The sequence below is a fragment of the Anabaena azotica FACHB-119 genome (assembly GCF_014697625.1).
Classification (GTDB): Bacteria; Cyanobacteriota; Cyanobacteriia; order Cyanobacteriales; family Nostocaceae; genus Trichormus; species Trichormus azoticus_A.
In genome coordinates this window covers 205,878-231,712 of sequence record NZ_JACJSG010000001.1, presented here as the reverse complement: position 1 = coordinate 231,712, position 25,835 = coordinate 205,878, and the positions used below count along the sequence as shown (strand labels likewise).

Genomic DNA, 25,835 nt, shown 5'->3' with positions numbered 1-25,835 from the left:
AGGAGATAATTTCAATTTCCGCAAAAAGATGGCGATGAAGCCCATCTCAAAGAGATAAACTGTTATTAAAGCTGGATTCTGCATAAATTCTCTCCTAGAGATTACATCAACGTATTAATTACTGTTGCCACAAAAATTACAAGTATTTATAGTTAGTGAGTGATTCTCTTGGGAATGAATCTCACTAGGGTATCAAAGATTGAAGTCAGGCTGATGGATGCAGCCTCTGAGCTTGAAGACAACCCACTTGATTATGGGACTTACACAAAAAAGCGAAAAGTCAAGGGTTTGTCCAAGGGGTGTAAGTTCTCAGAACTCCTACGCCCGCTCACAGCAAAGAGTCTCGTTGCGTAAATCCCTAGTAGGTTGTCAGTCAAATTATATGCTTTGCCAACTTTGGGTGAGTCATGACAAAATGACTTTGAGATCCGTAAGTCCTGTTAAGATTTTCAAGTTTATCTGACAAAATACAGAAAATTAGAATTAGCGCCACGCAAATTTACAGGCAGTAGCTGTATCGTCAAGGTGTATAGAGGTTATAAGCTAATGGGGCGATTTGAGAAGCGACCAGACAACGACCCGCGAGTCCGAGGTGAGTTATCCAGGGCAGCAGAAACAGCTCTATGGGCTGTTGTAGAGGATTTAGACAGTCTAAAGCAGAATGTCCTCAGATCATTTCAGGAAGAAATCAAAAAATTAGAAACAGAAAAAGACCGTCTCAAGGATGAAATTCAACAGTTAATCGAAGAGAAAGAGCATTTACAAGAAGTACGACGGATTACTGAGCAACAAGTTCTCATCCGTCAATTATCGGAAGCTTTAGCCAAACACATCTGTTCTCAACTACAATCATCGCTAGCAAAAATAGCTAACCAAACAGAGAGCCAAATCGCTGCTCTCAAGTCAGCCCAAAGCATTGCACCCGCAGGGAACAATGAAGAAGTGGAAAAAATGCTTGGGAGTCTAGATGATAACCTGACGATCGCTTTTAATTCCCTCCAACAAGAACTCAAAAACTACCAAAGTAATCTCTCCCAGCAGTTGTCTAGGATGTATAGTCAACAGCAGGAAGGAGAGACGATTGTCGAAGAACTAATCACTCGTCTACGTGGGGAACTAACTAAAGCCATCCAAGAAACATCACAAGCCGCCAAGTTATCCCCACCCACAGTACTGCAACCGTCAGAAATACAACCCCCAAGTCCGCCGAATGTGGTATTTTCACCACCTACGGTTTTGCAACTTGAGCAACAATCCCCAACACCTTTACAAACGCCTGCGCCTGTGGAGGAAGCCAGCGTTACCAAGCAAGCCATTATTATTACTCCTGAAAAATCTCCACCTCCACCAGTAGTTGCACCACCCCCTGTGGCTCCTCCAGAGCCGCAGTCTGTGATCCCCAGAGTCTTTCCTGAAAGCGAGACAAAATTACAACCATCTCCAGAGAAGCCTACGGAACCACTTTCTGTAATTAGTAGGGAATTATCTGCAACTGCGCCTAAATCTCCACCCATCACGGAAAAACCGCCAGAGTCAATTTCTACAGCTAAGACTCAATCTCCACCCACCACAGAAAAACCGCCAGAGTCAGTTTCCACAGCTAAGACTCAATCTCCACCCATCACAGAAAAACCGCCAGAGTCAGTTTCCACAGCCAAGACTCAATCTCCACCCATCACAGAAAAACCACCAGAGTCAATTTCTACAGCCAAGACTCAATCCCCACCCACCACAACAAAACCACCAGAACCAGTTTCCACAGCTAAAACTCAATCCCCACCCACCACAACAAAGCCGCCAGAACCAGTTTCCACAGCCAAGACTCAATCCCCACCCACCACAACAAAACCACCAGAACCAGTTTCCACAGCTAAGACTCAATCTCCACCCATCACAACAAAACCGCCAGAACCAGTTTCTGTAATCAATCGAGATTCATCCGGGGCTAAAACTCCATCTCCTCCACCCGCATCTGTAGTCAGACGGGGATCAACAAATTCCTCACCAAGATCACGTAGATCATCAAATTTATCTCCTGTGCAGGTGGGTTTTCTGTTGGTTGTGATGTCTACGGTGTTGTCATCGTTGTACAACGTAGTCCTGAAGGGAATGTTCTATAAAACTTCTCAACTGTCCTCAGCCTTGGAAGTAGCGGGTTTAATCTCGCCGACGTTGGGAAATATTTTGTACATTCTCACTTTGCGGTTGATGGTGACTGTACCACTGATGATACTGTTGGCTCCGATAATGTATCCGCAAGTGTGGCAAGATTTGCAAAATCTCAAGCAATCTTTAGGTAATAATCAGTCTGCGACTCTTCCTAAGCCACGAAGAGTTGTCCTGTTGATGTTTGCTAGTGGCGGCTTTTTGTTTTTATCGCAGGTGCTGATTTATTTTGCCCTTGGTCAAGTCCCTGCTGGTGTGGCGATCGCTCTTTTCTTCGCCTACCCACTCATTAACGGGCTGTTGTCTTGGTTACTATTTCGCGATCGCCCTGGTGTGTTTCGTGCAAGTGCGATCGGTGCTATTTTCTGCGGTGAATTACTAGTCCTTTCTGGCGTAACCAACACAGGTATTGTTAATAATCCCTTTGGGACAATCACCGCCATTCTTGCTGGTGCAGCTTTTGCTTGTTACCTGATCCTCAGTCGCATCTGTGCTACTAAAGTTCATCCCGTATCTTTGTCTTTGATTAACTTTGTCACTATGCTGGGTTTGAGTTTTATCTTTTTGATGTCACCCCTATCCGGAGATTTGGCAACTAATCTTAATCGATTAGAAATTGTTTTAAGTGCCTTTATTTTGGGTGTTTTAACCCTGTTGAGCTACGTATTCAGTCATATCGGAGTCGGCAAATTAGGGGGATTGCGATCGGCAATCATTAGTGCAGGTGTACCTATTTTGACGGTGATTTTTGCTGGTTTGGTACTTCAAGAAACTTTAAATATTGTGCAAGTATTTGGAGTTTTATTTGTAACTTTTGGTGCAGCAGCTTTCAGCGTCGGCAAAAACCTAAATCCCAATAACTCTTCCAGTACAGAAAGTTAGGGCATAAAACAGGGAACAGGGGAAAGTGAATATGTCAAAAAGCCTTTTGTGACAAGGTTTTATTATTTCATGTCATAAATCCTTGACTTTTCTATTGAAAAAGTCTTGACCATCCATAGATTGTGCAAATGTTTAAGAAAAAAAAGTTAAGAATAGATTAATTCATGGGATTTTACTAATATGACAGATAAATATAGAATATTATGTTATGAGCAAATAAAAGCTATCGCAAAATTGGAATAATCTGCCCAAAGTGCTAGAAAGCGATTTGTTAGTAGCCATTATGCGCCGTATACGCTAAGACAGATGAGAAAAGGAAGAGAAAGGGCTAAGGATCAGGAACTGAGCTTTCAGCACTTTTTCTAGTCATCTCGGTAGTTAAAAGCACTCTATTGCTGCGATAGGCGTGACTAAGGCTGGCGTAGCGGCTATGTGGTCATCTCAACAATCAGTACCTCCTATTTCTGAACAGATTTATCAGCATCTGGGCGAAATTATTCAGAAATAGTATAGTCACTACCAGGAGAGATTTTCCGCTCATGGTTTTCCATAGCTTTTTTTGCGCTGCTAGTTCCTAAATTCGGTCAGCAGCCAAGAGTGCTAAAAATAGCTTTGCTATTGAGGCAATGAAAGCGCAAAGAAGATCCGGATAATGGAGAAAGTCCTTGTAGGTTACTTATTAGAAGCCTAAATTTTGCCAGTAGTTGACTAAATTATAAAAGAGGAAATTCTGGCAGTTATTTTGTGATTTTTCGGTAAGATACAAGCACGTATATTAGCAGTACAGTTACTAATAATACGTTATAAATTACGGAGGAATGAGCATCTTGACTAATAATCAACACTTAGCCCAAACATCATAAACATTCTAGAGCGACAATATCACCCCCCTGTGGGTGTACATCAACTACTTTTTTAGACTAATTAAGTGTGCCATTCAACTATTTTGTAATATGAGCAACGACATCGATCTGATCAAGCGTCTTGGCCCCAGTGCAATGGATCAGATCATGCTATATCTGGCTTTTAGTGCCATGAGGACAAGTGGGCATAGGCATGGAGCATTTCTAGATGCAGCAGCAACGGCGGCTAAGTGTGCAATTTACATGACTTATCTAGAGCAGGGGCAAAATCTCCGGATGACTGGACATTTGCACCACCTAGAGCCAAAGCGGGTCAAAATTATAGTTGAGGAAGTCAGACAAGCCCTAATGGAGGGCAAACTGCTCAAGACTTTGGGTTCTCAAGAACCCCGATACTTGATTCAGTTTCCCTATGTCTGGTTAGAAAAGTACCCTTGGATGCCTGGGCGATCCCGTATTCCTGGTACAAGTCTAACAAGCGAAGAGAAGAAACAAATTGAGCAGAAGCTACCTAGTAATCTTCCCGATGCTCAGTTGGTGACATCCTTTGAGTTTTTAGAGTTAATTGAATTTCTCCATAAGCGATCGCAAGAAGAATTGCCACCAGAACACCGTATGGAGTTAAGTGAAGCCTTAGCAGAACACATCAAGCGTCGTCTGCTCTACTCTGGCACGGTGACAAGAATAGATTCGCCTTGGGGAATGCCCTTTTATGCCTTGACTCGTCCCTTCTATGCCCCAGCAGACGACCAAGAGCGCACTTATATCATGGTAGAAGATACCGCCCGGTATTTCCGCATGATGAAAGATTGGGCAGAAAAAAGACCAAATGCTATGCGTGCCTTGGAAGAATTAGATGTGCCGCCAGAACGTTGGGATGAAGCCATGCAGGAACTAGATGAAATCATTCGTGCTTGGGCTGATAAATATCACCAAGTAGGTGGTATCCCGATGATTTTGCAAATGGTGTTCGGCAGGAAAGAAGATTAATTACCCAGGTAATGAGGATTACTAGTGATTTTTCCCGCCAGAAATTTCTCTAGTGATGACCAACTACTCAGCTAGAAGCAAATATCTACAGAGCAGCTGACACAGCAGCGATGGGCCGTTTTTACTGTTCGCATTCAGGATTTAACACCTGATGTAGCAACGATTCAGCCAAAGCTACAGGCGTATTTTCCGGGAAGTTAAAAGCAGCCTATCGCGTGCAGATGTCTCCTGTCTAGTTTGTTTAATTGTTGAGTATAGTGAAGATTTTTAAATTTAATTTATCATAAAAGTTTTGTGTGATTAAAGAAATTAATCATAGATACTGATAATGGGTAGAGTCTGTTGATCAAACATGAGATGAGATAGGCAACAGGCTAAAAATGATTGCCAACAGATCAGTTTATACAATCTAGCAGCCGATCAATCCGGAAAGATTTCCATGAATTTGGCTAAATTTATAGCAGGGGACAGGGGACAGGTGACAGGTGACAGCTTCAAAAGCTGCTTAATATAAGGGTTTTATAATTTACGCCTGATGTGAATTAGAAAAACCTTTATTATCCAAACAATAGCCTATGCCGGGAGCTAATGAGACTCGGTAGGGGCGGGTTCACCGGGATCATCGTTAATTGTTGATGATATTTGATTAACGTGAGTTCGACAAGCGTTGTTTTGACCTCACCCCCAACCCCTCTCCTCGTAGGAGAGGGGTTGGGGGTGAGGTTTTTCGTTTCTTGAAATTTTTAGCTAATGCACAAGTTTAGCCTTACCACGCCACTAGAGAAAACTGCTAATTCGCTCAACGGCAGTTTCTAATATCCGTGGCTCATGTACTAGGGCAAAGCGGACATATCCTTCACCGGACTTGCCAAAGCCAGCACCAGGGGAAGCCGCTACACCTGTTTGTTTAACTAACTCTGTACAAAATTCTATGGAATTTTGACTCCAAGGCGATGGTAATTTTGCCCAAATATACATCGTGGCTTTGGGAGTGGGAACATACCAGCCGATGCGGTGTAGAGCATCAATAAAGGCATCACGACGTTGACGAAAGGTAGTAACAGCAGCTTTCACGCCTGCTTGGGGGCCAGAAAGAGCTGCGATCGCCCCATTTAAAATTCCCCGATACTGATTAAAATCGACTGCTGCTTTGATTTGGCGTAAAGCTTGAATTAACTGGGCATTACCAATCGCATAACCAATGCGAAAGCCACCCATATTATAAGACTTAGAAAGCGTGAAAAATTCGATAGAAATGCTCTTTTCTGGGTCAGCTTGGAGGATGGAAGGGACTGGGGATCGGGGGCTGGGGATCGGGGACTGGGGAAGATTTTGATCCCAGTTGCCAGGTTCTGCAAATACTAAATCTACGTAAGGGAAATCATGGACGAGAACAATGTTATGTTCTTGACAAAAGGCGACAGCTTCCTTAAAGAAAGATAGGGGTGCGATCGCTGCTGTAGGATTGTGAGGATAGCTTAACACCATCATCCGCGACTGAGCTAAGACAGCAGTCGGGATATCGGTAAACACAGGTAAAAAATCGTTTTCTGCCTTTAATGGCATCGGGTAGATTTGCCCACTAGCTAAGTAGACTCCCCCAGCGTGGGAAGGGTAGCCGGGATCAAGGAGTAGAGCAAAATCCCCAGGATTGAGCAAGGCTAAGGGTAAATGAGCCGTGCCTTCCTGGGAACCAATTAAAGGTAGGACTTCGGTTTCGGGATCGACTTTGATCCCAAATTTTTGTTCGTACCAGTTAGCCGCAGCTTGCCGAAAATCTCGCGTACCATTGAATAACAAATAGCCGTGAGTACTGGGATCATGTAAAGATTTAGCGATCGCTGCAATTACATGAGCCTCGGCTGGCAAATCAGATGATCCCAGTGATAAATCAATCAACTCTTTCCCTGCTGCTATAGCCAAGGCCTTAGCCTTGTCCATGTCCGCAAATACATTAGATTGCAGGGGTTTTAAACGTTGTGAGAATTGCATATTAGTCATTAGTCAACAGTCAACAGTCAACAGTCAACAGTCAACAGCCACAAATTTTTCGACTATGGACTATGGACTATGGACTACTGACTATAAACTAATTATTGTTCAAATGCGTATCTAGAAGATTAAGTAACTTGTCTTTGCTGATTACCCCTTCGGTAGATACTAATAACTCTTCCCCTTTGATTAGTCTCAGGGCTGGTACGCCTTCTACCTGATATTGTTTGACCGTAACGGGGTTGGGATCGACTTCTAGTTTAACGACTTTCAGGCGATCGCTGTAGGTATTAGCAGCTAAATTAATCAGTGGTGACATCAATTGGCAAGGCCCACACCAAGAAGCCCAGAAGTAAACTAACACAGGCTGCTCGGCTTTCAATACTTCGCTCTCAAACTCAGCATCAGTGATGGTGATTACACCGTTACTCATTGCAGTCTCCATTAGTTGGCATCGATACAAAGTTGGCACACAAATTACTGTATCTCAAACTGGTTGACAGTTGACAGTTGACAGTTGACAGTTGACAGTTGAATTAAAAATCCCACAACTAACAGCTGTGGGACTAGTTGAAATTGCGTAGCAAGATAGCGTCGGGTATTGCGAATTAGGAGTTGGGATTACAACTGATCCAATTGCTTGCGTAGGGATTCTAACTCGGAATCGACTGCTTCGTTAGATTTTTGAGATGTGGGTTGTTGTTCTTGTTCTGCGGGAAGTAGAGGTTGGTTGACTGGGGTTGCGGGAGCTAAGGAGGCTTTTAAGGCTGCTAATTCATCATCAACATCACTGCTTGATTCTAAGCGGGCAAATTGGCTTTCTAAATCTGCTCCGGCTAGTTCTGCGGCTGATTGGGCGCGGGCTTCCTGCATCAGGACTTTCTCTTCCATGCGCTCAAAGGCTGCCATTGCACTGTTGGTATTCATCCCACGTACCATCCCTTCGAGTTGCTCTTGGGCTTTGGCTGTGGTAATCCGTGCTTTGAGCATTTCTTTCTTGGTTTTGGCTTCAGAAATTTTGCTTTCTAGCTGGATTAAGTTACGTTTGATGGCTTCAACTTGAGTGCTTTGTTGGTCTAGACTAGCTTTTAGGGCTGTGCTGGTGTCGTTATAGGTTTTTTTACGCTCTAGAGCTTGTCTAGCTAGGTTCTCATCACCTTTTTGTAATGCTAATTGGGCATTGCGTTGCCACTTATTGATTTCATTTTGAGCATCAGTATATTGTTTCTCTGTACGTTTTTGAGCGGCGATCGCTTGTGCTACACCCTGACGTAACTGTACCAAGTCTTCCTGCATTTCCAGAATAGCTTGCTCTAGCATTTTTTCTGGATCTTCGGCTTTATTGACTAAATCGTTGAGGTTGGCACTAACTACTCGCTTAATCCGATCAAATAATCCCATAACTTTTTTTCCTTTTGGAGTTTACGCGCTTTGTTGATTAGTTGACTTTTTTACTATTTAGTAGCTTCCATTTTCAATGTAATCTTTCCGGTTGTATTCAGTGTGTCGTAATAACCGCTAATTGATAAGATATATCCTAGTGTTGATAATTGACTATTGTTTAAAAGTTATCACCTTGGGGTAGTTGTTGCGCTTGGGGATCTGTTGTATTTGGTAATGTTTGAGCTTTCATCGCCTCTAGCTGTTTATCAACATCACTACCAGCTTCTAAAGCGTCAAATTGTTTTTGTAAGTCATCGCTACCGAGTTGATTCATGAGTTCTGATTTTGCTTCTACTTGCAAAACTTTTTCTTCCATGCGTTCAAAAGCATTCAAGCTACTAGTAGCTGAACCACCCTTTAACATTTCTTGCAGTTTATAAGATGCTTCTGCTGAACGAGCGCGAGCGATGTACATATCTTTTTTCATCTTCGCCTCGGCAATTTTTAACTCCAGTGTCCGCATATCCTGTTTTAGTCTACTTATAACCTCAACTTGTTCGCCAATTTGGCTAGAAAAGGTTTCGGCTGCATTAACATAAGACTGTCGTTTTGTCAAGGCTTCTCTGGCTAGAGGTTCATTACCTTGTTGTAGTGCTAATTGGGCGCGACGATACCATTCTGCGGCGGTTGACTGGGCTGAGGCGGCTTGACGTTCAGTGCGTTTTTGGGTGGCGATCGCTTGTGCTATTCCCTGTCGCAATTGCAGTAAATGTTGCTGCATTTCCATCACAGTTTGTTCCAGAATCTTCTCTGGATCTTCCTTACTAGCCAGCGAACTGTTCAAGTTAGCCCTAATCACCCTTTGGATACGCTTAATCAATTCCATCTCAGCCCTCCATTCATTGTCTCGCCAGTCAACCCTTTAGGGAAAATTCAAAAAATTTATTTTGCAGAAAACGTTAGGTAAGGTTAATAGGTAACTTATCTGAAAAATCCGCTACATTTGGTTATTCTTTCTTCCCAATCCCCAATCCCCAATCCCCCTATTCCCTAATCCTATCGCAAATTTCTACTATCTATGGCTGCTGTACCGTTACCTTCAGCCCTTGGGCTTGTAGCTTTTTGAGCCTTTGTTGGGCTTGTTGTTTCGTCTTGACTGTAGCCAGATAGATTAATTTGCTGTTGCGTGACAGGTAAGCGTCTGGAACTACTCGCCTTGCTTCATTCAGGGTGTTAGAGTTTTGATTCTCTATAACGATACTGTACCGTCCATCTGCTGAGGGTTTGATTTCGGCGCTCGGTGGAGTTGGAGTTGCAGTTGCTGTGGGTATGGGTTGTAGACTGGGGCTGGGAGAAGGATTGAGGGTGGCTGTGGGTATGGGTTGTAGACTGGGGCTAGGAGAAGGATTGAGGGTTGGTAAAGGTTGTGTCTCTGGTAAGGTGTTGGTAACTGGAGGCACAACAGGGGTTTGAATAGCGATAGGATTGGCTGGGGTAGTGGGGGTTGGTTGCACCTTGGGTTGTAAGCCAACTACATCAATAGGATCTCTGACTTCTGAAAACTCTTTGGCTGCTAAATTGGGGTACTTGGGTATGGGGGTAAGTTCTGGTTGTAATTGGGTTTGGGGATTACTAGCAACTGGCTGGGGATTTTCGGTGCTGGGAGATGAGTTACCATTGAATAATCTACTGAAATTCAACTGAGGTAGGGTTTTAGGATTGAAGACTACATAACCCAAAGTCAGACTTGCTACTAATAAAAGCAACATGGAGCCGATACCCAAAGGGGATAGTAGACTATCGTTAGCATTTCTGGCTTGATTTTCTTCTGGCTGTTCGTCTGTGAGACTCCGCAACAGTGCTTCACTCGATTCTAAATAGTCATCTGGTTGGGGAGGAGTATCATCAGCTAAAAGTTTGTCGCTTTGATTAGGTTGAGCGATCGCCGGGACGATACTACCATTGTCCTTAGACTTGGCTGGCGGGAGAGGAATTTGTGTATTGGCTTCTGGTTGAGAGTTATCTGGTATTTTGGGGACTGGGGTCTGGGGTCTGGGGTCTGGGGTCTGGGGTCTGGGGTCTGGGGTCTGGGTACTAGGGACTGGGGGAGAAATATTTTCAATTTCTGGTTGTGGTTTTTTGTCTTGAGTAGATGACTTGATAGTGACTGGTGCTGGTTTTTCCTGGGGAGTTGGGGATAAAGGTAGAGGTTTGGAAAGGGGTTTAATTTCTAATAGCGATGGCTGAGTGTTTGCCATTGTGGCATTTTTATCTGCCGATTCTTGTGCATAATTATGAGCGTAACTATGCACACTAGATTGACTGGTAGCCCTTATTCCCATGCGCTTGCGTCGGTAACGGGCTAACTCTTGTTCTAACTGCACTTCTAAACTCGCTAACGCAGCCGCTAATGCTGGTTTCAGTCCATTACCATCCATCAGGGGTTTTTGACTCATCGCCTTTGTGCCTCAAACTTAGACTAGTTGTTTGCGAATGCTGTGAAAAATTGTTTATTACTATAGATCCGGGAACTAAGCTCAATTGTGGCTGTAATTTGGCAAGATGTCTTTTAAATCGGTTAATGATATTTTAGGTGTTATAGAAAAGCAGGCGAAATGGCAAGAACAACCGTTTCAGCAAGTGTGCCAATTTTGGGCAGAAGTTGTAGGTAGTGTTATTGCTGCCCAAACTCAACCTTTATCGATACAGCGTGATGTTTTACGTGTGGCTACTTCTAGTGCTGCTTGGGCGCAAAACTTGACCTTTAGCCGTCAAACCTTAGTTGTCAAGTTAAATCAAAAACTAACCAATCCTTTAGTAGATATACGTTTTTCTACTGCTGGTTGGCAACGTCATCCACAAAAGGAACAACCACAGACAACTATTTTACCTAGCGAACATCCAAGTTATTTGGGTGAAGTTGATGCAGTGCATCAGGTGAGAGTTGTGAGTGAAGACGTGAATCAGGTTTTTAGCAATTGGGCGAAGACAAAACAAGAGCGATCGCAACGTTTACCCCTTTGTCCTCAATGCGAATGTCCCACACCACCCGGTGAACTTCAGCGTTGGGGGGTTTGTGGGTTCTGTAGTGTTAAGCAGTTATAGCGGGGGACAGGCTCTTAAGCGCCTGTATCCTGCCACACCTAAAAATATTTGATATTTTATGTATAAATCAACAGTTTTTTGCCCGTTATCTTGGTTGTTAAATTTACATTTTTAATGATGTATCCGTTAAAAAAGCTCATTTAAACTCAAAAGATATAACTTAATTAAAAATTCATCATATATCAAAAGTATGACTTTTACCTTTGATCCCCAATAAGTTAAAGGCAATAATTTATATGTATCCACTATAAGTAACATTGAAAAATATAACATAAATCTAAAAACATAATAAAGTTAATTTTAGTGTAAAAACGGTTCTAACCTAGCTGTAATCACGGGTTACGGGATCGGTACGTATTTCTATCTAGAAGGAAAATATAAAGACGAAATCAGCCATAAACGGCATAAAAGATGAACCCAAATGAAATCTATTAATTCTTTGACATCTGCCTGTCGATATTGCCGCCACTACAAACCAGAGGGTCGTCGAGGCGGGATGTGCCAACAGTTGGGAGCGCCTGTACAAGCCTGTTGGAAAGCTTGCGCTTTAGCGCTACCACCTTTTGCCCCATCTTGGGAAACTTTAGAAGATGCGTGGAGTTTACCTGATGCTACACCAGTTTTAGTAGAATCGGAGCCTCTGGTGTCTAATGTAGAAAATGCTATTTTTGCTGTAAATCAGGAGAAAACTGCCTCTACTTCTGACCAAGCAAAAGCTGAGACAGTACTTATTTAACCATTTATATATTACCTGACTTTGAGCCACTCCACGAACCAGAAGTTCTGGATTCAGGCAAAGGTTACGCTAACTTTTCGTGACAGCTGACTTTTCACGTCATGTGGAAAAGCTAACGCCAGACCTAACCCCCCAGCCACCTTCCCTACTAGGGAAGGTGGAGAAAATCAAAGCCTCTCCCCTCGTGGGTGAGAGGAATGGAAGTGAGGTTTTTCAAATACCGTGAAAAGTCAGATTGACAGGACGGACAGCGCCATTCTCGCTTCTGAAGATATAGGCTTTCTAGAACTTGTCCAACCAATTACCAATCACCAATTAGCAATTACGAGGCGTGATGCGTAAAGCCCCTGGTTTCTAACCAGGGGATATAAGCGAAGAAGCCGAATTTATTCGGCTATAAAATGGTATAATAATGTGTATGAAAACACTGAGATTTAAGTTATATCAGCACAAGCGGAATAGACACCTTAAACGCATGATCAATGCGAGTGGGGTAATTTACAATCATTGTATTGCTCTGCACAAACGCTACTACCAAATGTGGGGCAAACATTTAAGCTGTGTCAAACTTCAATCTCATATTGCTAAACTGCGAAAACGTAATCCATTTTGGCAATCAGTAGGCTCTCAAGCAGTGCAAGACATCTGCCAACGTATTGAGAAAGCCTACCAATTATTCTTTAAACACAACAAGAAGGGGGTTAGACCACCAGGATTTAAAAAGGTTAAAAAATACAAATCATTTACCCTTAAACAAGCAGGTTATAAGTTTTTGGGTGGCAACAGAGTAAAAATTGGAAGTAAGATTTATCAATTCTGGAAGTCGAGAGAGATTGAGGGAACAATCAAAACCTTAACTATCAAACGTACACCATTAGGTGAGTTGTTTATGGTTGTAGTGGTTGATAGAGATGCGATTAATCGCGTCTGTACAGAAGTTGAAGTCAAGACGGGTAAAATCGCTGGCTTTGACTTCGGGTTAAAGACATTCCTCACTTGCTCAGACGGTACAACAATTGAGTCTCCTCAATTTTTCAAGCTGTCTCTAAACGCAATCAAAAAAGCCAGCATACGGCATTCTAAAAAGCTAAAAGGTTCATCTAATAGGGAACGAGCGAGGAAGAATCTAGTACGCAAGTATGAGGATATTTCCAATTGTCGGTGTGACTGGTTCTGGAAACTAGCCCATGAGTTAACCGACAAGTTTGATGTTCTCTGTTTTGAGACTTTAAACCTTAAAGGAATGCAGCGACTTTGGGGGAGAAAAATATCAGACGCTTGCTTTGGTGAGTTTATACAAATACTAGAATGGGTTGCTAAAAAGAAGAATAAACTGGTTGTCTATATTGACCCGTGGTATCCCAGTAGCAAGACTTGCTCAAGTTGTGGCCATATTTTGGAGAAATTGGATCTCTCGGTCAGAGAGTGGCGTTGTCCTTCATGTCAGTCAATTAATGGCAGAGACGACAACGCCGCACGTAATATTCAAACAGTCGGGGCATCGACTGTTGGGTTAGGTGATGTCAGACTGGCTCTGCCTGCAATCGCTGTTAGCAGCCCAGAATCCCCCGAATTGTATTCGGGGGAGTATGTCAACAATTAACTATATCCATCCCAAGCGTTAGGGAAGCTATAATCAGAGAAGAGGGGAAAATGTTGAGTGTTGACGCGGGTTTCGTCATCAAGAACTTTGACAACTTTGTTATAAATATCTTCTGCTTGTTGAGGTGAATCACCAATGCTAGTTAGCCCCAATTTACCGAACTGGGAAAGACAACCCATCAAATGAAAAACTGTTCCTGTTTCGGTGCAACTATCAAAATGTAATCGATGATGGGCGATGATATCCATTAAATCATTAGGCAATAGTCCCCGATAACGGTCTTTTTGTAAGTTGTCTGTAGCAATGTAGTATTTGGGACGACCTTGTTGACTGTAAAATAACCCGGTAGATAATTCATAACGACCGTTGGTTAATAATTTTAAGGTCATGAAGGGATGGGTTGTCCCACCTTTGCGGAGGTTGATTTCAATTGCTTGAATGTCCCATTCACCATTGCCTTTGTCAACGGTGATAAAGTCTACACCAAATCTTTCCAACGCGCCTTTTTCTGCCAACTTTCTCCCGACTTGTAAGCCTAATTGTTGTAATTGCAGGCGATAGCTTTCATCTGCGGGAAACCGACAACCTAAGTAAATTTGTCCGTCTGGGCCGCCCAGAATTTGGTCATGAGTTGAGAGAATTTCTACTTCGCCTGTGGGTATGATGTGTCCTTGGACACTAGGCGATCGCTTAATTTCTCCTTCGACAAATGCCTCGACAATCGCTCCTAATTCTGTAATTCTACCGGAAAAGTTCTGCCAATTTTCCTGCTTGGCTTGAAAACGCAGTGAAGAAAAGCGATCGCTAATTGCGGCTACCCTCTCGGCTGGAGTAGCTTTTGATGGTGCAACATCCATGATTGGTTGCAAATCTAACAGTGCGTTTCCTTCCCCAGAAATCCCTTCATTTAACTTCACTACCATCTTTTTCAGTGATGGTTGGCGTTCCCACAATTCACTAGCCGCCACTGCTAAGTCTTGGTAAGTCCAAACTAGTCCACTCCCATCGGGATGGGGTACGCCACTTTCTGCAAAGATTTGTCGGCTACCACTTTTTGTCCCCCAAATCTGCAATTCTGGTGCAGCAGCATACAAGGGGATATTTAATTTTACTGATAATTCTGCTTCTAATTCTGTTGAATTATAGCAAACTATAAATGATTTTTCTGCCCTTAAAGCTTGCTTAATTCTTTCCACTAACCGAGGACGTTCTAAGATTTTTTGACTTAGGGGTTTAGGAGAAGAATCATAGGTCGAAAGTAGTAGCAAGCGATTACGCGCATGAGAAAAGGGGATACCGGGTAGCAGTTGTAAATAATAATCAATAATGCTAGGATGTAAGGGAATTGATGTTACATAAATCAATCTAGTCCGGGGATTGCGTAAGCGCATCAAGGTGAACAGTAATCTTTCTTCATAATGTTCACAACCCTCAACTTTTTGAATTTCGCGCTGGTCGATACTTAAGGAAGGAATAACGACAATATCTGCTTCACCAGTGTCAAATTGCTCGATAGTTTTCCAGCGATCGCGCAAGGTACATTGCAGGCTGCGAAACTGATCGACTGATGCCAATTCTGTATGATTTAGAGTTACCATAGTCCCTTCCTCATTTGCTCCCCAATACTGGCTTATTACTCTTATATAACCCAAAGCACTTTATATATTGCTTTTATGCAATAGTTCTTGACTCTATTCACTTCTGTCATAGTATGTATTTTTGTATTTATTGGCTATTCCCCCAAAGTAGGAAAAATTTGTACTATGCGTTAATTTACATAGTTAAAATCTAAATGTCAGGATTGAGAATCCTGTGATGATATGAAGTTATAAATTTTGTTTAACTAAAAACCTTCTAATATCATGTCCGCTTAAATACTTATCATATATTGGGGGCTGGTAATAGGTAATCGGTAATCGGTAATGGCTCACAACAATTACCTATTAGCTATTACCAATTACCGACCAAAACAACCATATTATAAGTAATTAGCCGAACTTGATATAACTTTTGAATTATGAGTGTTGAAGTATGACCATAGGAATATCAACATCTTCTCAGTAATCATTGGTAGATGTTAAATGCTGGGCGTTTACTTTACATATATAGATAAACTCCCTAAATCCTACTGGAATACAGATGTCATTTTTTCACAAATCAAGTAGAGATTATTTCTAAATGTATAGAGATGTTGCACAAAATGTCTTCAATTAAATGACTTGATACAATCCCTTCTAAAATAAGAAAACATTCTCTGCAAAATTTATTACTCACGTTGCTAATATCCGGGAGGGGAGTATGATGAGCCGTCCAATAATTCTTGGTATAGTTGGTGATAGTGCTGCTGGTAAAACGACCTTGACTAAGGGGATTGCACAAATACTAGGGACGGATAACGTCACCCTCATCTGTACAGACGATTACCATCGGTATGACCGTCAGCAACGCGCAGAGATAGGAATCACAGCTCTCCACCCTGATTGTAACCATTTAGATATCATGCAGCAGCATCTATCGCTGCTACGTACAGGACAACCAATTCTCAAACCCGTATATAGTCACAAAACCGGAACTTTTGAACCGCCACAGTATATCAAACCAAATAAATTTGTGATTATCGAGGGATTGCTGGGTTATTCTACCCGTGCAGCCCGTGAATGCTACGATGTGAGGGTTTACCTCGCCCCACCAGAAGACCTGCGTGCTAAATGGAAAGTCAAACGCGACACTCAAAAACGCGGTTACACACCCGAACAAGTGTTAGCAGAATTAGAGAAACGTGAACCAGACTCGGAACAATTTATTCGTCCTCAGAGACAATGGTCTGATATTGTTGTGAGTTTTTATCCGCCTTGTGATGATCATGATGAAGCTAACGGACACCTGAATGTGCGTTTAGTATTGCGTCCCACCATTCCCCACCCAGATTTTACGCCAATTATTAAATTAACTAATGATGACTCTGGTTCAGCAATTCGCCTGGGATTAGATAGGGATATGGGTAAACCAGTGGATGTGTTAGAAGTTGATGGTCATGCGACTTTAGAACAGGTGAATAAATTAGAGCATATTCTTTGTTCTGATATGCCGTACTTGACCAATGTATGCGATCGCGAAAGTAACCCCGAACTAGGTAAGGTAGCAGGTACAACAGGGGAAACACTGCAAAGTTACCCCCTCGCCCTTACTCAGTTAATCATTACTTACCATATGTTGAAGGCGACGCAAATTTATCAGTAATATCAAGTCCGGCTAATTACTGACGATATGCTTGGTTTGGTCGGTAATAGGTAATTATTTTCTACCATTACCAATTACCAATTACCAATAGATGAAGAAAAAAGCAAAAATTAAAGATTTGCTCAAGCTTGGGTGAAACTGAGCGCAAACAAGGGATAACTGAAGATAACTGTATCTATGAGTTTTTCTTTAGTTGTTATATGACCTATTGCCTGAGAATTGCTGATATACCCACCAATGAACGCCCCCGTGAACGGTTAATGACTCACGGGCCGAAAGTTTTAGCCACAGCCGAGTTGATAGCAATTCTTTTAGGTACTGGTCAAGGGCCTGGGAAACTCTCAGCCGTCGGTTTAGGACAATATATATTACAGGAGTTGAGCAAACATCAGCGCGACCCACTCGACGTTTTGCGAGAAGTTACCCCGGCTGAGTTAATGCAAATTCCCGGTATTGGCCCAGCAAAAGCCACAACTATATTAGCAGCGATTGAATTGGGTAAACGCGCTTTTCAATCCCGTCCTTTAGACAGGACACCAATTGATAGTCCAGTGACGGCGGCGGCGGCGCTGAGTCAAGACTTGATGTGGCAAAATCAAGAACGTTTCGCGGTGTTATTACTAGATGTGAAAAATCGCCTACTGGGGACGCAAGTAATTACTATCGGTACAGCTACGGAAACTTTGGCTTCTCCACGGGAAATTTTTCGGGAAGTCATTCGCCAAGGTGCAACACGCACAATTGTTGCCCATAATCACCCTTCCGGTAACGTGGAACCCAGTCAAGAGGATATAGAATTAACACGCCAACTATTAGCAGGAGCGCAACTTTTAGGGATTCCCTTGTTAGATCATTTAATTTTAGGTAATGGGAATCACCAGAGTTTGCGTGAAATCACCACTTTGTGGAATGATTACCCGCAGGGTGATTAATGGGGGGAAAGGGGAAAGGGGAAAGGGAAATACTGCTTCCTCTGCTCATCTGCTTTTTCCCAGTCCCCAGTCCCTAGTCCCCATATTTACTTACCCCAAATGATAACTTTACCGTCATAGCCGCCACTGGCGAGTATTTGTCCATCTGGACTGAAAGCGATCGCACTCACCCAGTCGCTATGACCTACTAGTGTATTTAGTAACTCACCTGTAGATAAATCCCACAGCTTAATGCCATCTCTACCCGCACTAGCTAAAGTTTTACCATCGCGGTTAAGAGCGATCGCATTTACCCAATTATTATGTCCTGTGAGGGTGCGGGTGAGTTGTTCAGTTGGCAGATTCCAAACTTTAATGGTGCGATCGCTACTAGAACTAATTAAATTTTGTCCATCGGTTGTAAAAACTATATCTGTAACTGCACCAGAATGGGCGTTAAATGCGCGAATTAATTTACCTGTACTTAAATCCCACAGTTTAATCACACCTTTTATATCACCACTAGCTAGAGTTTGACCATCAGCACTCATCGCCACGGTGTCAATTCTATTATCAAAGCGTACTAGAGTACCTAATGGGCGTTGCTGGAGCAAATCCCAAACCCGTATTCCATCTAAAGCACCGCTAACGAGAACCTTACCATCAGAAGATATAGCTAAAGACGTAACGCTGGTACTATGTCCCACAAACGAGCGGGTAAATTGATTACTTTTCAGATTCCACAGATTAATCGTATTATCACCACCGGAACTGGCCAGGGTTCGTCCATCTGGGGAAATTACCAAAGACTCCACCGTTGTTTTTTGGGCTTTGTTGATGGTTCCTACTTTTTTACCAGTTGTCGGATTCCACAAACGAATTATACCATCGTTGTAAGCACCACCACTAGCGAGAACTTGACCATTTGGACTAAAAGTTAAAGATTTTACCCTCCCCGGATGAGCATTGAGGCTGTACAAGATGCGAGGGCTAGTAAATTCTCCTGTAGGTTGCGTATTAGGTAGCACTTGAACCTGATCCGCCGCACTTACCTTGAACCCTTGCCCAACATTTACAGACAAAGCCAGCGCCGCCATGAATAGCAATAGAAAATACGGGCGTACCATTAAGTACTCCTTTCCTGTTTCCTCACTCCTCACTGTTTTCCGTTCATAATTTACTAACGTTTGCGCTCCAAACCGAAATTTTCTTGCTTCATCTCGGAGAAGTCGGCTTCACCCGATCCACAAGCTAACACGGTCGAACTGACCGCCATAGACAAATTAATTGCGGCATTCAAATCTCTATTGCATTCAAATGAGCAATGTTCACATTTAAAAACACGCTCTTGAAGTGATAAAGACTTTTTCTTAGTTCCACAATTCGAGCAAGTTTTACTACTGGGGTAAAACCTATTTACAATCACCAATTCACTACCGTAGAGTTCAGTTTTGTACTCTAGCTGGCGACGAAATTCATAAAAGCCCATGTCAGCTATAGATGCGGCTAACTTTCTGTTCGCCAGCATCCCCGACACATTTAGATCCTCAATCACTATCACGCCGTGGTTCTTGGCCAGATAAGTCGTGAGTTTATGCAATGTGTCTTTACGGATGTTGGCTATAAGCTGGTGTAGCCTAGCAATTTTGATTTGCGCTTTCTTCCAATTAGCTGAACCAATTTGTTTATGTCGGTTTAGCCATTGGACTCTAGATAGTTTCGCCTCTAGTTTGCGGTAAGATTTAGCGCCCTCAAACACTTCTCCTGTTGAGAGTGTCGCCAGGGATTTAACGCCGAGGTCAACACCTACAACATCAACCATCTTGGTTGTATTGGTTGGCTCTACCTCAATCCGAAACGAGATATACCAACGGTCAGCAACACGGCTAATAGTGACTGATTTGGGCTGAACTTGCGGCAAGCTCTCATAGGTTTTGAGTAAGCCTAGTCGGGGAAGTTGAATCTTGCGAGTTCCGCAAATTTTGATAGTCCCGTCCAACTCAAATGAGTCAGACTTCCCTTTCTTTTTGAACTTGGGAACGCCTGACACTTTTTTAAAGCACCTATCCCAAGCTGTTCGCAGATTACGCAACGCATATTGCGGAGCGCATTTTGACACTTCAAAATACCAAGGATTCTCAGGCTTCACCAGTGCCACCAACCACTTATGTAAGTCAATTGCTGAGGGGAATTTAATTTTTTCCCCTGGATTGGCTTTATTGTGGCCGAGTATCTGTTTAGTTAAAGCTAATCCCCAGTTCCAAGCATGACGAGCAACACCACAATGTTTTAACAACTGAGTGCGCTGTTTATTGTTAAGTTTGAGTTCTGTCTTAAATGCTAGTAACATATATACATTGTACAGCATAACGCCAGACAATGAAAGCCGAGAGAAAGTTAACAATAAGGATTCCGCAGGAAGAGTTAGACTTGCTAGAGTCATACTGTGAACAGGTGTCAAGGACTAAGACAGATGTAATGCGTGAGTTTATTCGGGGATTGTCACGCGAAAGTCAGCAAAAGTGAGTAATTGTTAGCTTATTGAGTGCTACTGATTAACCCTCACCCAATTAAATAATTGCCTCAACCATCTCCAAAATTACCAGAAAGCTTATTCCTTTAGCTCTTTTAATTTTGCGGAAAGTTCTGTAAGCGGGTTTCCCGCGCCCTGGAAACTTTCCAAGACGAATGCGCGAATTGTTTAGTATGGTGGTTTTTTCTTCTGCACAGTCAACATCGGTAGAGTCGAGCTAGATGAGCGAGGGGGCAAGTAATGCTGTACTACAGGCTCCTCGACCACAGGGGGACGCTGCTGACTCATACGCCATAACTTAAAAGCCAGGCTTACGCCTGCTGTTCCTAAACCAACAGCAAACAGTGACCAGCTATCGTCCAACCCACCAATTAGTGCATCTACCACGCCCATCGTGATCAATACACTAACTACTGGCTCTCTTCTATAGGCTGACTTTAAAAAACGAGGTAATACAACATTCATCACAGCTTGGTTTTTTCCAGATAACCTTTTGTGTAAATTTAACAAAAATACCTCACTTACGAATTACCTATCTGAACAACAGGTATCTTTAAAAAAGATTATAATTTTTTCAGTAGGGTTTAAGTGTAGTAATTGACTCCCTTACATAAAGACTTTGCAAGTTGAGGATATTACTAACACTCTCTTGTGTGCTTTATCTTTATAGAAAGCAAGTTGTGTGAGGTAGTTCACTATATACGAATAAAGTCAAAACCAGCTAGATAATCCAGCTGGTTCCTACTCTGCTAATTACTAGCTTACAACTTTAACACTGGTTTCAGTCAGGCAGGAGCCAGGAGTCAGTGGTTTAACTGCCCTCACCAACCAAAGGCAGCAGGTAGAAGTTGATTTTTTGATTACCTAGCCCCTAGTCCTTTCTACTTCAGCCCAAGCCAAGATAAAACACCTTGATTGGTGGCATATTCGATAACTACCACCAACAGAAAACCAATCATGGCAGCTCGACCATTCAAGCGTTCTGCATATTCGTTAAAACCAAATTTTGGCTCTTCTAGTCTGGGTGTAACTGTTGGCTGTGTTTGGGACATAGTGATAAACCTCTTTTCGGCAAACGGAAGTTGATAATGAGTTTTGAGCTAATTGCAGGCGGACAGGCCAAATTTAAGTCGAAAAATCTAGTAGCTTCTCTATTAGAAGCCATACAAAGACTTTTTAACAAATTGTAATTAATCTTTATATATTTTAAGGGTAGTAGAGGAATAGTCAAGAGCAAGAGTAGGAATGAGCCTGAGATTTTACGATTGGGCAAACTAATGTTGTAGATAGCTATCCATAATACGGAAGTGTTGGTCTAAGACTGGCAGGCTAAATTAAACAAAAAATTTATGAGAGAGGCGTTACATGGAAATTGGTGTTCCTAAAGAAACTAAAGACCAAGAATTTCGAGTAGGCTTAAGTCCTGCTAGCGTGCGTGTACTACGGGAAAATGGTCATAGTATTTTTGTACAGACTCAAGCCGGGAGTGGTGCTGGGTTTACAGATGATGATTATCGCAGCGCCGGGGCGGAAATTGTGCCGACAGTGGAGGCGGCTTGGAACCGAGAGTTAGTAGTTAAAGTTAAAGAGCCACTGACAAGTGAGTATCAATTTTTACAGAAAGAGCAAATATTGTTTACTTATCTGCATTTAGCAGCCGATCGCCAGTTAACAGAACATTTAATTGATAGTGGCATTTGTGCGATCGCTTACGAAACCGTAGAAGTTCCAGGTGCTAACAGGCTACCACTACTCACCCCCATGAGTATTATTGCAGGTCGGTTAGCGGTACAATTTGGCGCACGTTACCTAGAACGTCAACAAGGTGGTAGAGGTGTACTTTTAGGCGGTGTCCCTGGAGTTAAACCTGGGAAAGTAGTAATTCTCGGTGGTGGTGTGGTTGGTACAGAAGCTGCTAGAATTGCCGTAGGTATGGGTGCAAGCGTACAAATTTTAGATGTCAATGTTGAACGTTTATCTTATTTAGAAACTCTGTTTGGTTCTAGAGTGGAGTTACTTTACAGCAGTTCAGCCCACATCGAAGCCGCCGTCAAAGAAGCAGATTTAGTTGTTGGTGCTGTTTTGGTACTGGGACGCAGAGCGCCAATTTTAGTATCTCGTGAATTGGTCAAACAAATGCACCCAGGTTCGGTAATAGTTGATGTGGCTGTTGACCAAGGTGGTTGTGTGGAAACCTTACACCCCACATCTCACACCAACCCAGTATATATTGAAGAGGGCGTAGTGCATTATGGCGTTCCGAATATGCCTGGTGCAGTACCTTGGACAGCAACCCAAGCACTCAACAATAGTACATTGCCTTATGTTGTGCAGTTGGCAAACAAAGGGCTTAAGGCGTTAGAAGTTAACCAAGCACTTGCTAAAGGTGTTAATGTGCAGAATCATCGGTTGGTACATCCGGCTGTGCAAGAGGTATTTCCTGATTTGGTAAGTTAGTTTTAATCAAGGTTTGTAGTAAGGACTTTAGTCCTCAACAAAAGGCTAAAGCCTTTACTACGAACTTTCGAGGCGGCGGCGTAACTGGCTGCTGAAGCCATCAATTACTGTGACAACTACCAATAGTACCAACATCATAGTTGTGGCTTTGTTGTATTCAAACCCATCAATGTAACTCTTCAACTGAAAGCCAATACCACCTGCACCCACCACACCCAACACGGAAGCAGCACGGATGTTATACTCAAACATCCATAAGGTATAACCCAAACTTAGGGGTAAAACTTGAGGCATAATTCCATACTGGGCAATTTGGAATCGAGATGCGCCTATAACTTGCAGAGATTCTAAAGACCGAGGCTCAACTGCTTCAATAGCTTGTTGATAAAATTTGGCAAGGTAGCCGATAGTATATATACTTAAAGCTAAAGTACCTGCGGGTGCGCCTAAGCCTGTGGCGGCGACAAAGATTAGCCCCAGGATAATAGAAGGAACGGAACGCACAGCATTTTGCAGCAAATTAGCCAGCCATTGCAACCAACTAGGCGCAACATTACTGGCGCTAGCAACGGCAATTGGCACTGACATAATAGCACCAATGGTTGTTCCCCACAAAGACATCTGTACAGTTTCAATTAGCGCCTTAATGGCGATATCAATAACTGTGAAATCGGGGGGAAATAAGCGTGAGATGAAATCAGTAATGTAAGGGGCGCTAGATGTCAGCAGGGCAAAATCAAGCTGAAGTCCTTGTAAAGCCCAAGTGTAAACTAGAACAGCAATTAATATGATGGCTAGGGTACTCACCCAAGAGTAGCGATGGAGGAATTTGGAAATCATAGATGAGGGAGTGGGGGGAGATGAGGGAGTGGGGGGAGAACTGTGGACTGTGGACTATGGACTATGGACTATGGACTAATGACTAATGACTAATGACTATTTCTTGCAAATTATCACAAGCGCCTTGGTAGACGATGCGTCCAGCATCTAGAACTATGGCACTCTGGGCATACTTAGCAGCAATTCCCAAGTCGTGCAGAACTGTGACAATTGTTATACCTTGTTGGCTGTGTAATTGGGCTAAGGTATCCATCACTTGTTGGGCGGCGATGACATCTAATCCCGTTGTGGGTTCATCAGCTAGAAGTATTTGCGGTGATTGAATTAAGGCACGAGCGATCGCTACTCTTTGTTGCTGTCCGCCACTGAGTCTGCTAGTCTTTTGATAGGCTAGTTCTCTTAAACCCAATTGTTCTAGTAATTCTAATGCCAATAGGCGATCGCGTTTGGGAAAGCCAAATATGGTCTGCCAAGTTGTTCTTGCGCCGAGTTTACCGCACAATACATTTTCTATTGCTGATAACTGGGGAATTAAACCACCGCCTTGAAACAACATTCCTACATCACGACGGGTTTGGGAGATTGTGCGGGTATTTGTAGCCACGCCATTGATGCGAACTTCTCCCCTAATTAATGGTACTAACCCAACAAGCGATCGCAATAATGTAGACTTACCAGCGCCATTCAATCCTAACAGAACAACAAATTCACCCTGTTTAATCTGACAGTTAATCTTGTTGAGGATAGGACGATTCAAAGAGGCAACATAAGCTGTCTCTAAGTTGTGACATTCGATTATATAATCACTCATCCTCTGCCTCGGTCAATTTCATCAATATTAAAGGTTGTTTGTTGACAGTCAACTGTCAACTGTCAACTGTCAACTGTCTTACATTACGGCTCGATACCTACACGTTGGAGAGCTTGACGCACTGGTGCGAGGTGACGATTGTGGTCAACTCTCACCAATTCGGTAGAGTTATATAAGTTACGTAGCAGTTGGTTATTTTGTGGTTGATTTAACTTAAGTAGAGAGTTAATCAGTTTTTCTCTAAAAGGTGCGGGAACATCATCATCTATAGCGATACCGTGAGCGGGTACGCCAGAGATTTTATACAGTACTCGCAACTGACTTTTTTCCTCTGGTGTAATATAAGGCGGGAGTAGTGCATATTCTGATACTGCTGCTACTTCTGCTTGACCGCGCAATACTGCTTGTAAGGCTTTGCTGTAGTTACCACCATAAGATACTTGACCAAAGAACCCATCCAGGCGATCGCGGTTGGGGACAAATCCCTGTTTGACTAACTCACTCACAGGGAAAATAAACCCTGAGCCTGATGTGGGCGAGGTAAAGGCGATTTTTTTGCCCCGTAGTTGTTCTAGAGTGGCTTTAGCACCATTTCTCGTTTTCAGGGGGCTATTGTTACGGACAACAAATATCGAGTTATATGTAAATCTACCAGAGTAGTTATCGCGTACTTCTGCTAGGTACAAACGAGCATTTGCCAATTGTTCAGCTTTCAACGCCGGACGACTGCTTAAAAAAGCCACATCCGCCCGGTTGGCTCTCAACGCTTCCACCGCAGCTGTATCATCACCTACCACTGCTTTGACAGGAATTCCCAAATCTTTGGACAAAAAAGCTGCTACAGCATCTGCTTTGGCTTGCAAATCTGTCGAATCAGCACGGCTAGGAAACACTACCGTTAAACTCTTTACATTTTGGGCAAGTAAGCGCGGCGCTTGTTGACTAAAAATTGAATTAGCATTTGTCGCCTGCATCCCGCTAACAGTAGTAACTGCTACACCCATCAACGCCATCAATGCCGCGCCAGCACCTAACAAGCCTTTTTGGCTTACACTCATTTGCTCCTCTCCATCAAGAACTATTCGCAGTATTTTTGCAAATTACTTTCAACTATTCCAATCAAATAATCTAGTGCTTTTAGGAACAAAAGTCAATATTGAGATGTATTATGGGGTAACAATTTTTAATCAAGTTATTGACATGGTAGATAAAACTATATCAGCTGGAGGTACAACAATTGCTAGATAGATTCACCCAGAAAACTAATAATAAAAGCCATAAATTAACGCTTTTGAGCCTTTTGTCTGCTATATATTTATTTAG

Annotated in this window: 21 protein-coding genes; 8 read left to right on the top strand and 13 right to left on the bottom strand. The window is 42.7% G+C overall.

All coding sequences use genetic code 11. From position 1 onward, the window contains the following. Positions 1–546 precede the first annotated feature (546 nt). Positions 547–3,048 carry an EamA family transporter gene (locus H6G83_RS01020; protein WP_190465727.1) on the top strand — a complete coding sequence of 834 codons (2,502 nt, stop codon included), beginning with the start codon at positions 547–549 and terminating at the stop codon, positions 3,046–3,048. A gap of 953 nt (positions 3,049–4,001) precedes the next feature. Further along, positions 4,002–4,901, top strand: a complete 900-nt coding sequence (gene hetR, locus H6G83_RS01015; protein WP_190465724.1) for a heterocyst differentiation master regulator HetR — start codon at positions 4,002–4,004, stop codon at positions 4,899–4,901. Positions 4,902–5,678: 777 nt separating this feature from the next. Here the strand turns inward: hetR and H6G83_RS01010 are convergent. The 5 genes from H6G83_RS01010 to H6G83_RS00990 all read right to left on the bottom strand — a co-directional run bounded on the left by H6G83_RS01010 (position 5,679) and on the right by H6G83_RS00990 (position 10,732). Continuing rightward, the gene (locus H6G83_RS01010; RefSeq protein ID WP_190465722.1) at positions 5,679–6,902 is read right to left on the bottom strand and encodes an LL-diaminopimelate aminotransferase; all 1,224 of its coding nucleotides are present in this window, start codon (positions 6,900–6,902) and stop codon (positions 5,679–5,681) included. A gap of 88 nt (positions 6,903–6,990) precedes the next feature. Then, positions 6,991–7,326 carry a thioredoxin family protein gene (locus H6G83_RS01005; RefSeq protein ID WP_190465720.1) on the bottom strand — a complete coding sequence of 112 codons (336 nt, stop codon included), beginning with the start codon at positions 7,324–7,326 and terminating at the stop codon, positions 6,991–6,993. A 188-nt stretch (positions 7,327–7,514) separates the two neighbouring features. Then, entirely contained in the window at positions 7,515–8,294 is a 780-nt protein-coding gene (locus H6G83_RS01000) for a PspA/IM30 family protein (RefSeq protein ID WP_190465718.1), read from the bottom strand. 160 nt (positions 8,295–8,454) lie between these two features. Then, positions 8,455–9,162, bottom strand: a complete 708-nt coding sequence (locus H6G83_RS00995) for a PspA/IM30 family protein (protein ID WP_190465715.1) — start codon at positions 9,160–9,162, stop codon at positions 8,455–8,457. Between the two features lie 190 nt (positions 9,163–9,352). Further along, on the bottom strand, positions 9,353–10,732 hold the full coding sequence (locus H6G83_RS00990) for a hypothetical protein (protein ID WP_190465713.1): 1,380 nt from the start codon (positions 10,730–10,732) through the stop codon (positions 9,353–9,355). Positions 10,733–10,838: 106 nt separating this feature from the next. Here H6G83_RS00990 and H6G83_RS00985 point away from each other — a divergent pair, with 106 nt between their 5' ends. The 3 genes from H6G83_RS00985 (at position 10,839) to H6G83_RS00975 (ending at position 13,720) form a co-directional block, all read left to right on the top strand. Further along, positions 10,839–11,381 carry a DUF721 domain-containing protein gene (locus H6G83_RS00985; protein ID WP_190465711.1) on the top strand — a complete coding sequence of 181 codons (543 nt, stop codon included), beginning with the start codon at positions 10,839–10,841 and terminating at the stop codon, positions 11,379–11,381. Positions 11,382–11,802: 421 nt separating this feature from the next. Then, positions 11,803–12,117, top strand: a complete 315-nt coding sequence (locus tag H6G83_RS00980; protein WP_190465709.1) for a hypothetical protein — start codon at positions 11,803–11,805, stop codon at positions 12,115–12,117. Between the two features lie 418 nt (positions 12,118–12,535). After that, complete coding sequence (locus H6G83_RS00975) at positions 12,536–13,720, top strand: RNA-guided endonuclease InsQ/TnpB family protein (RefSeq protein ID WP_190465707.1); 1,185 nt, start codon at positions 12,536–12,538, stop codon at positions 13,718–13,720. Here the strand turns inward: H6G83_RS00975 and H6G83_RS00970 are convergent. Further along, positions 13,717–15,318 carry a peptide ligase PGM1-related protein gene (locus tag H6G83_RS00970; protein ID WP_190465705.1) on the bottom strand — a complete coding sequence of 534 codons (1,602 nt, stop codon included), beginning with the start codon at positions 15,316–15,318 and terminating at the stop codon, positions 13,717–13,719. The two genes, H6G83_RS00975 and H6G83_RS00970, sit on opposite strands and share 4 nt — an antisense overlap. Before the next feature lie 703 nt (positions 15,319–16,021). Here H6G83_RS00970 and H6G83_RS00965 point away from each other — a divergent pair. Both H6G83_RS00965 and radC read left to right on the top strand, forming a co-directional pair. Next, positions 16,022–16,960 (top strand): phosphoribulokinase, encoded by a 939-nt coding sequence (locus H6G83_RS00965; RefSeq protein WP_190465704.1) that lies wholly within the window; start codon positions 16,022–16,024, stop codon positions 16,958–16,960. A gap of 200 nt (positions 16,961–17,160) precedes the next feature. Beyond that, a complete protein-coding gene (gene radC, locus H6G83_RS00960; protein ID WP_190465701.1) occupies positions 17,161–17,892 on the top strand; it encodes a RadC family protein in 732 nt (243 codons plus the stop codon). Between the two features lie 86 nt (positions 17,893–17,978). On the opposite strand, the gene H6G83_RS00955 is transcribed toward radC, so the two are convergent. The 4 genes from H6G83_RS00955 to H6G83_RS00940 form a co-directional block, all read right to left on the bottom strand. Then, the gene (locus H6G83_RS00955; RefSeq protein WP_190465698.1) at positions 17,979–18,998 is read right to left on the bottom strand and encodes a WD40 repeat domain-containing protein; all 1,020 of its coding nucleotides are present in this window, start codon (positions 18,996–18,998) and stop codon (positions 17,979–17,981) included. A 53-nt stretch (positions 18,999–19,051) separates the two neighbouring features. Beyond that, positions 19,052–20,221 carry an RNA-guided endonuclease InsQ/TnpB family protein gene (locus tag H6G83_RS00950; RefSeq protein ID WP_190465876.1) on the bottom strand — a complete coding sequence of 390 codons (1,170 nt, stop codon included), beginning with the start codon at positions 20,219–20,221 and terminating at the stop codon, positions 19,052–19,054. Between the two features lie 351 nt (positions 20,222–20,572). Then, a complete protein-coding gene (locus H6G83_RS00945; protein WP_190465696.1) occupies positions 20,573–20,869 on the bottom strand; it encodes a hypothetical protein in 297 nt (98 codons plus the stop codon). 416 nt (positions 20,870–21,285) lie between these two features. Beyond that, complete coding sequence (locus tag H6G83_RS00940; RefSeq protein ID WP_190465694.1) at positions 21,286–21,456, bottom strand: chlorophyll a/b-binding protein; 171 nt, start codon at positions 21,454–21,456, stop codon at positions 21,286–21,288. A 313-nt stretch (positions 21,457–21,769) separates the two neighbouring features. On the opposite strand from H6G83_RS00940, the gene ald reads away from it, so the two are divergent. Further along, complete coding sequence (gene ald, locus H6G83_RS00935; RefSeq protein WP_190465692.1) at positions 21,770–22,861, top strand: alanine dehydrogenase; 1,092 nt, start codon at positions 21,770–21,772, stop codon at positions 22,859–22,861. A 57-nt stretch (positions 22,862–22,918) separates the two neighbouring features. On the opposite strand, the gene phnE is transcribed toward ald, so the two are convergent. The 3 genes from phnE to H6G83_RS00920 form a co-directional block, all read right to left on the bottom strand. Continuing rightward, positions 22,919–23,701: a phosphonate ABC transporter, permease protein PhnE gene (phnE, locus tag H6G83_RS00930; protein WP_190465690.1), complete on the bottom strand. Its 783-nt coding sequence runs from the start codon at positions 23,699–23,701 to the stop codon at positions 22,919–22,921. An 82-nt stretch (positions 23,702–23,783) separates the two neighbouring features. Continuing rightward, positions 23,784–24,512, bottom strand: a complete 729-nt coding sequence (locus H6G83_RS00925; RefSeq protein ID WP_190465688.1) for a phosphonate ABC transporter ATP-binding protein — start codon at positions 24,510–24,512, stop codon at positions 23,784–23,786. Positions 24,513–24,595: 83 nt separating this feature from the next. Next, positions 24,596–25,570 (bottom strand): phosphate/phosphite/phosphonate ABC transporter substrate-binding protein, encoded by a 975-nt coding sequence (locus tag H6G83_RS00920; RefSeq protein ID WP_190465686.1) that lies wholly within the window; start codon positions 25,568–25,570, stop codon positions 24,596–24,598. Positions 25,571–25,835: the final 265 nt, after the last annotated feature.

What these genes read in the sequence shown, in the direction of transcription:
- hetR (WP_190465724.1), top strand. Translation starts at nt 4,002, where the DNA reads ATGAGCAACGACATCGATCTGATCAAGCGTCTTGGCCCCAGTGCAATG.
- H6G83_RS00940 (WP_190465694.1), bottom strand. Translation starts at nt 21,456, where the DNA reads ATGTCCCAAACACAGCCAACAGTTACACCCAGACTAGAAGAGCCAAAA.
- H6G83_RS01005 (WP_190465720.1), bottom strand. Translation starts at nt 7,326, where the DNA reads ATGAGTAACGGTGTAATCACCATCACTGATGCTGAGTTTGAGAGCGAA.
- H6G83_RS00955 (WP_190465698.1), bottom strand. Translation starts at nt 18,998, where the DNA reads ATGGTACGCCCGTATTTTCTATTGCTATTCATGGCGGCGCTGGCTTTG.
- ald (WP_190465692.1), top strand. Translation starts at nt 21,770, where the DNA reads ATGGAAATTGGTGTTCCTAAAGAAACTAAAGACCAAGAATTTCGAGTA.
- H6G83_RS00950 (WP_190465876.1), bottom strand. Translation starts at nt 20,221, where the DNA reads ATGTTACTAGCATTTAAGACAGAACTCAAACTTAACAATAAACAGCGC.
- phnE (WP_190465690.1), bottom strand. Translation starts at nt 23,701, where the DNA reads ATGATTTCCAAATTCCTCCATCGCTACTCTTGGGTGAGTACCCTAGCC.
- H6G83_RS00990 (WP_190465713.1), bottom strand. Translation starts at nt 10,732, where the DNA reads ATGAGTCAAAAACCCCTGATGGATGGTAATGGACTGAAACCAGCATTA.
- H6G83_RS00975 (WP_190465707.1), top strand. Translation starts at nt 12,536, where the DNA reads ATGAAAACACTGAGATTTAAGTTATATCAGCACAAGCGGAATAGACAC.
- H6G83_RS01000 (WP_190465718.1), bottom strand. Translation starts at nt 8,294, where the DNA reads ATGGGATTATTTGATCGGATTAAGCGAGTAGTTAGTGCCAACCTCAAC.
- radC (WP_190465701.1), top strand. Translation starts at nt 17,161, where the DNA reads ATGACCTATTGCCTGAGAATTGCTGATATACCCACCAATGAACGCCCC.
- H6G83_RS00965 (WP_190465704.1), top strand. Translation starts at nt 16,022, where the DNA reads ATGAGCCGTCCAATAATTCTTGGTATAGTTGGTGATAGTGCTGCTGGT.
- H6G83_RS00920 (WP_190465686.1), bottom strand. Translation starts at nt 25,570, where the DNA reads ATGAGTGTAAGCCAAAAAGGCTTGTTAGGTGCTGGCGCGGCATTGATG.
- H6G83_RS01010 (WP_190465722.1), bottom strand. Translation starts at nt 6,902, where the DNA reads ATGACTAATATGCAATTCTCACAACGTTTAAAACCCCTGCAATCTAAT.
- H6G83_RS00970 (WP_190465705.1), bottom strand. Translation starts at nt 15,318, where the DNA reads ATGGTAACTCTAAATCATACAGAATTGGCATCAGTCGATCAGTTTCGC.
- H6G83_RS00925 (WP_190465688.1), bottom strand. Translation starts at nt 24,512, where the DNA reads ATGAGTGATTATATAATCGAATGTCACAACTTAGAGACAGCTTATGTT.
- H6G83_RS01020 (WP_190465727.1), top strand. Translation starts at nt 547, where the DNA reads ATGGGGCGATTTGAGAAGCGACCAGACAACGACCCGCGAGTCCGAGGT.
- H6G83_RS00995 (WP_190465715.1), bottom strand. Translation starts at nt 9,162, where the DNA reads ATGGAATTGATTAAGCGTATCCAAAGGGTGATTAGGGCTAACTTGAAC.
- H6G83_RS00985 (WP_190465711.1), top strand. Translation starts at nt 10,839, where the DNA reads ATGTCTTTTAAATCGGTTAATGATATTTTAGGTGTTATAGAAAAGCAG.
- H6G83_RS00945 (WP_190465696.1), bottom strand. Translation starts at nt 20,869, where the DNA reads ATGAATGTTGTATTACCTCGTTTTTTAAAGTCAGCCTATAGAAGAGAG.
- H6G83_RS00980 (WP_190465709.1), top strand. Translation starts at nt 11,803, where the DNA reads ATGAAATCTATTAATTCTTTGACATCTGCCTGTCGATATTGCCGCCAC.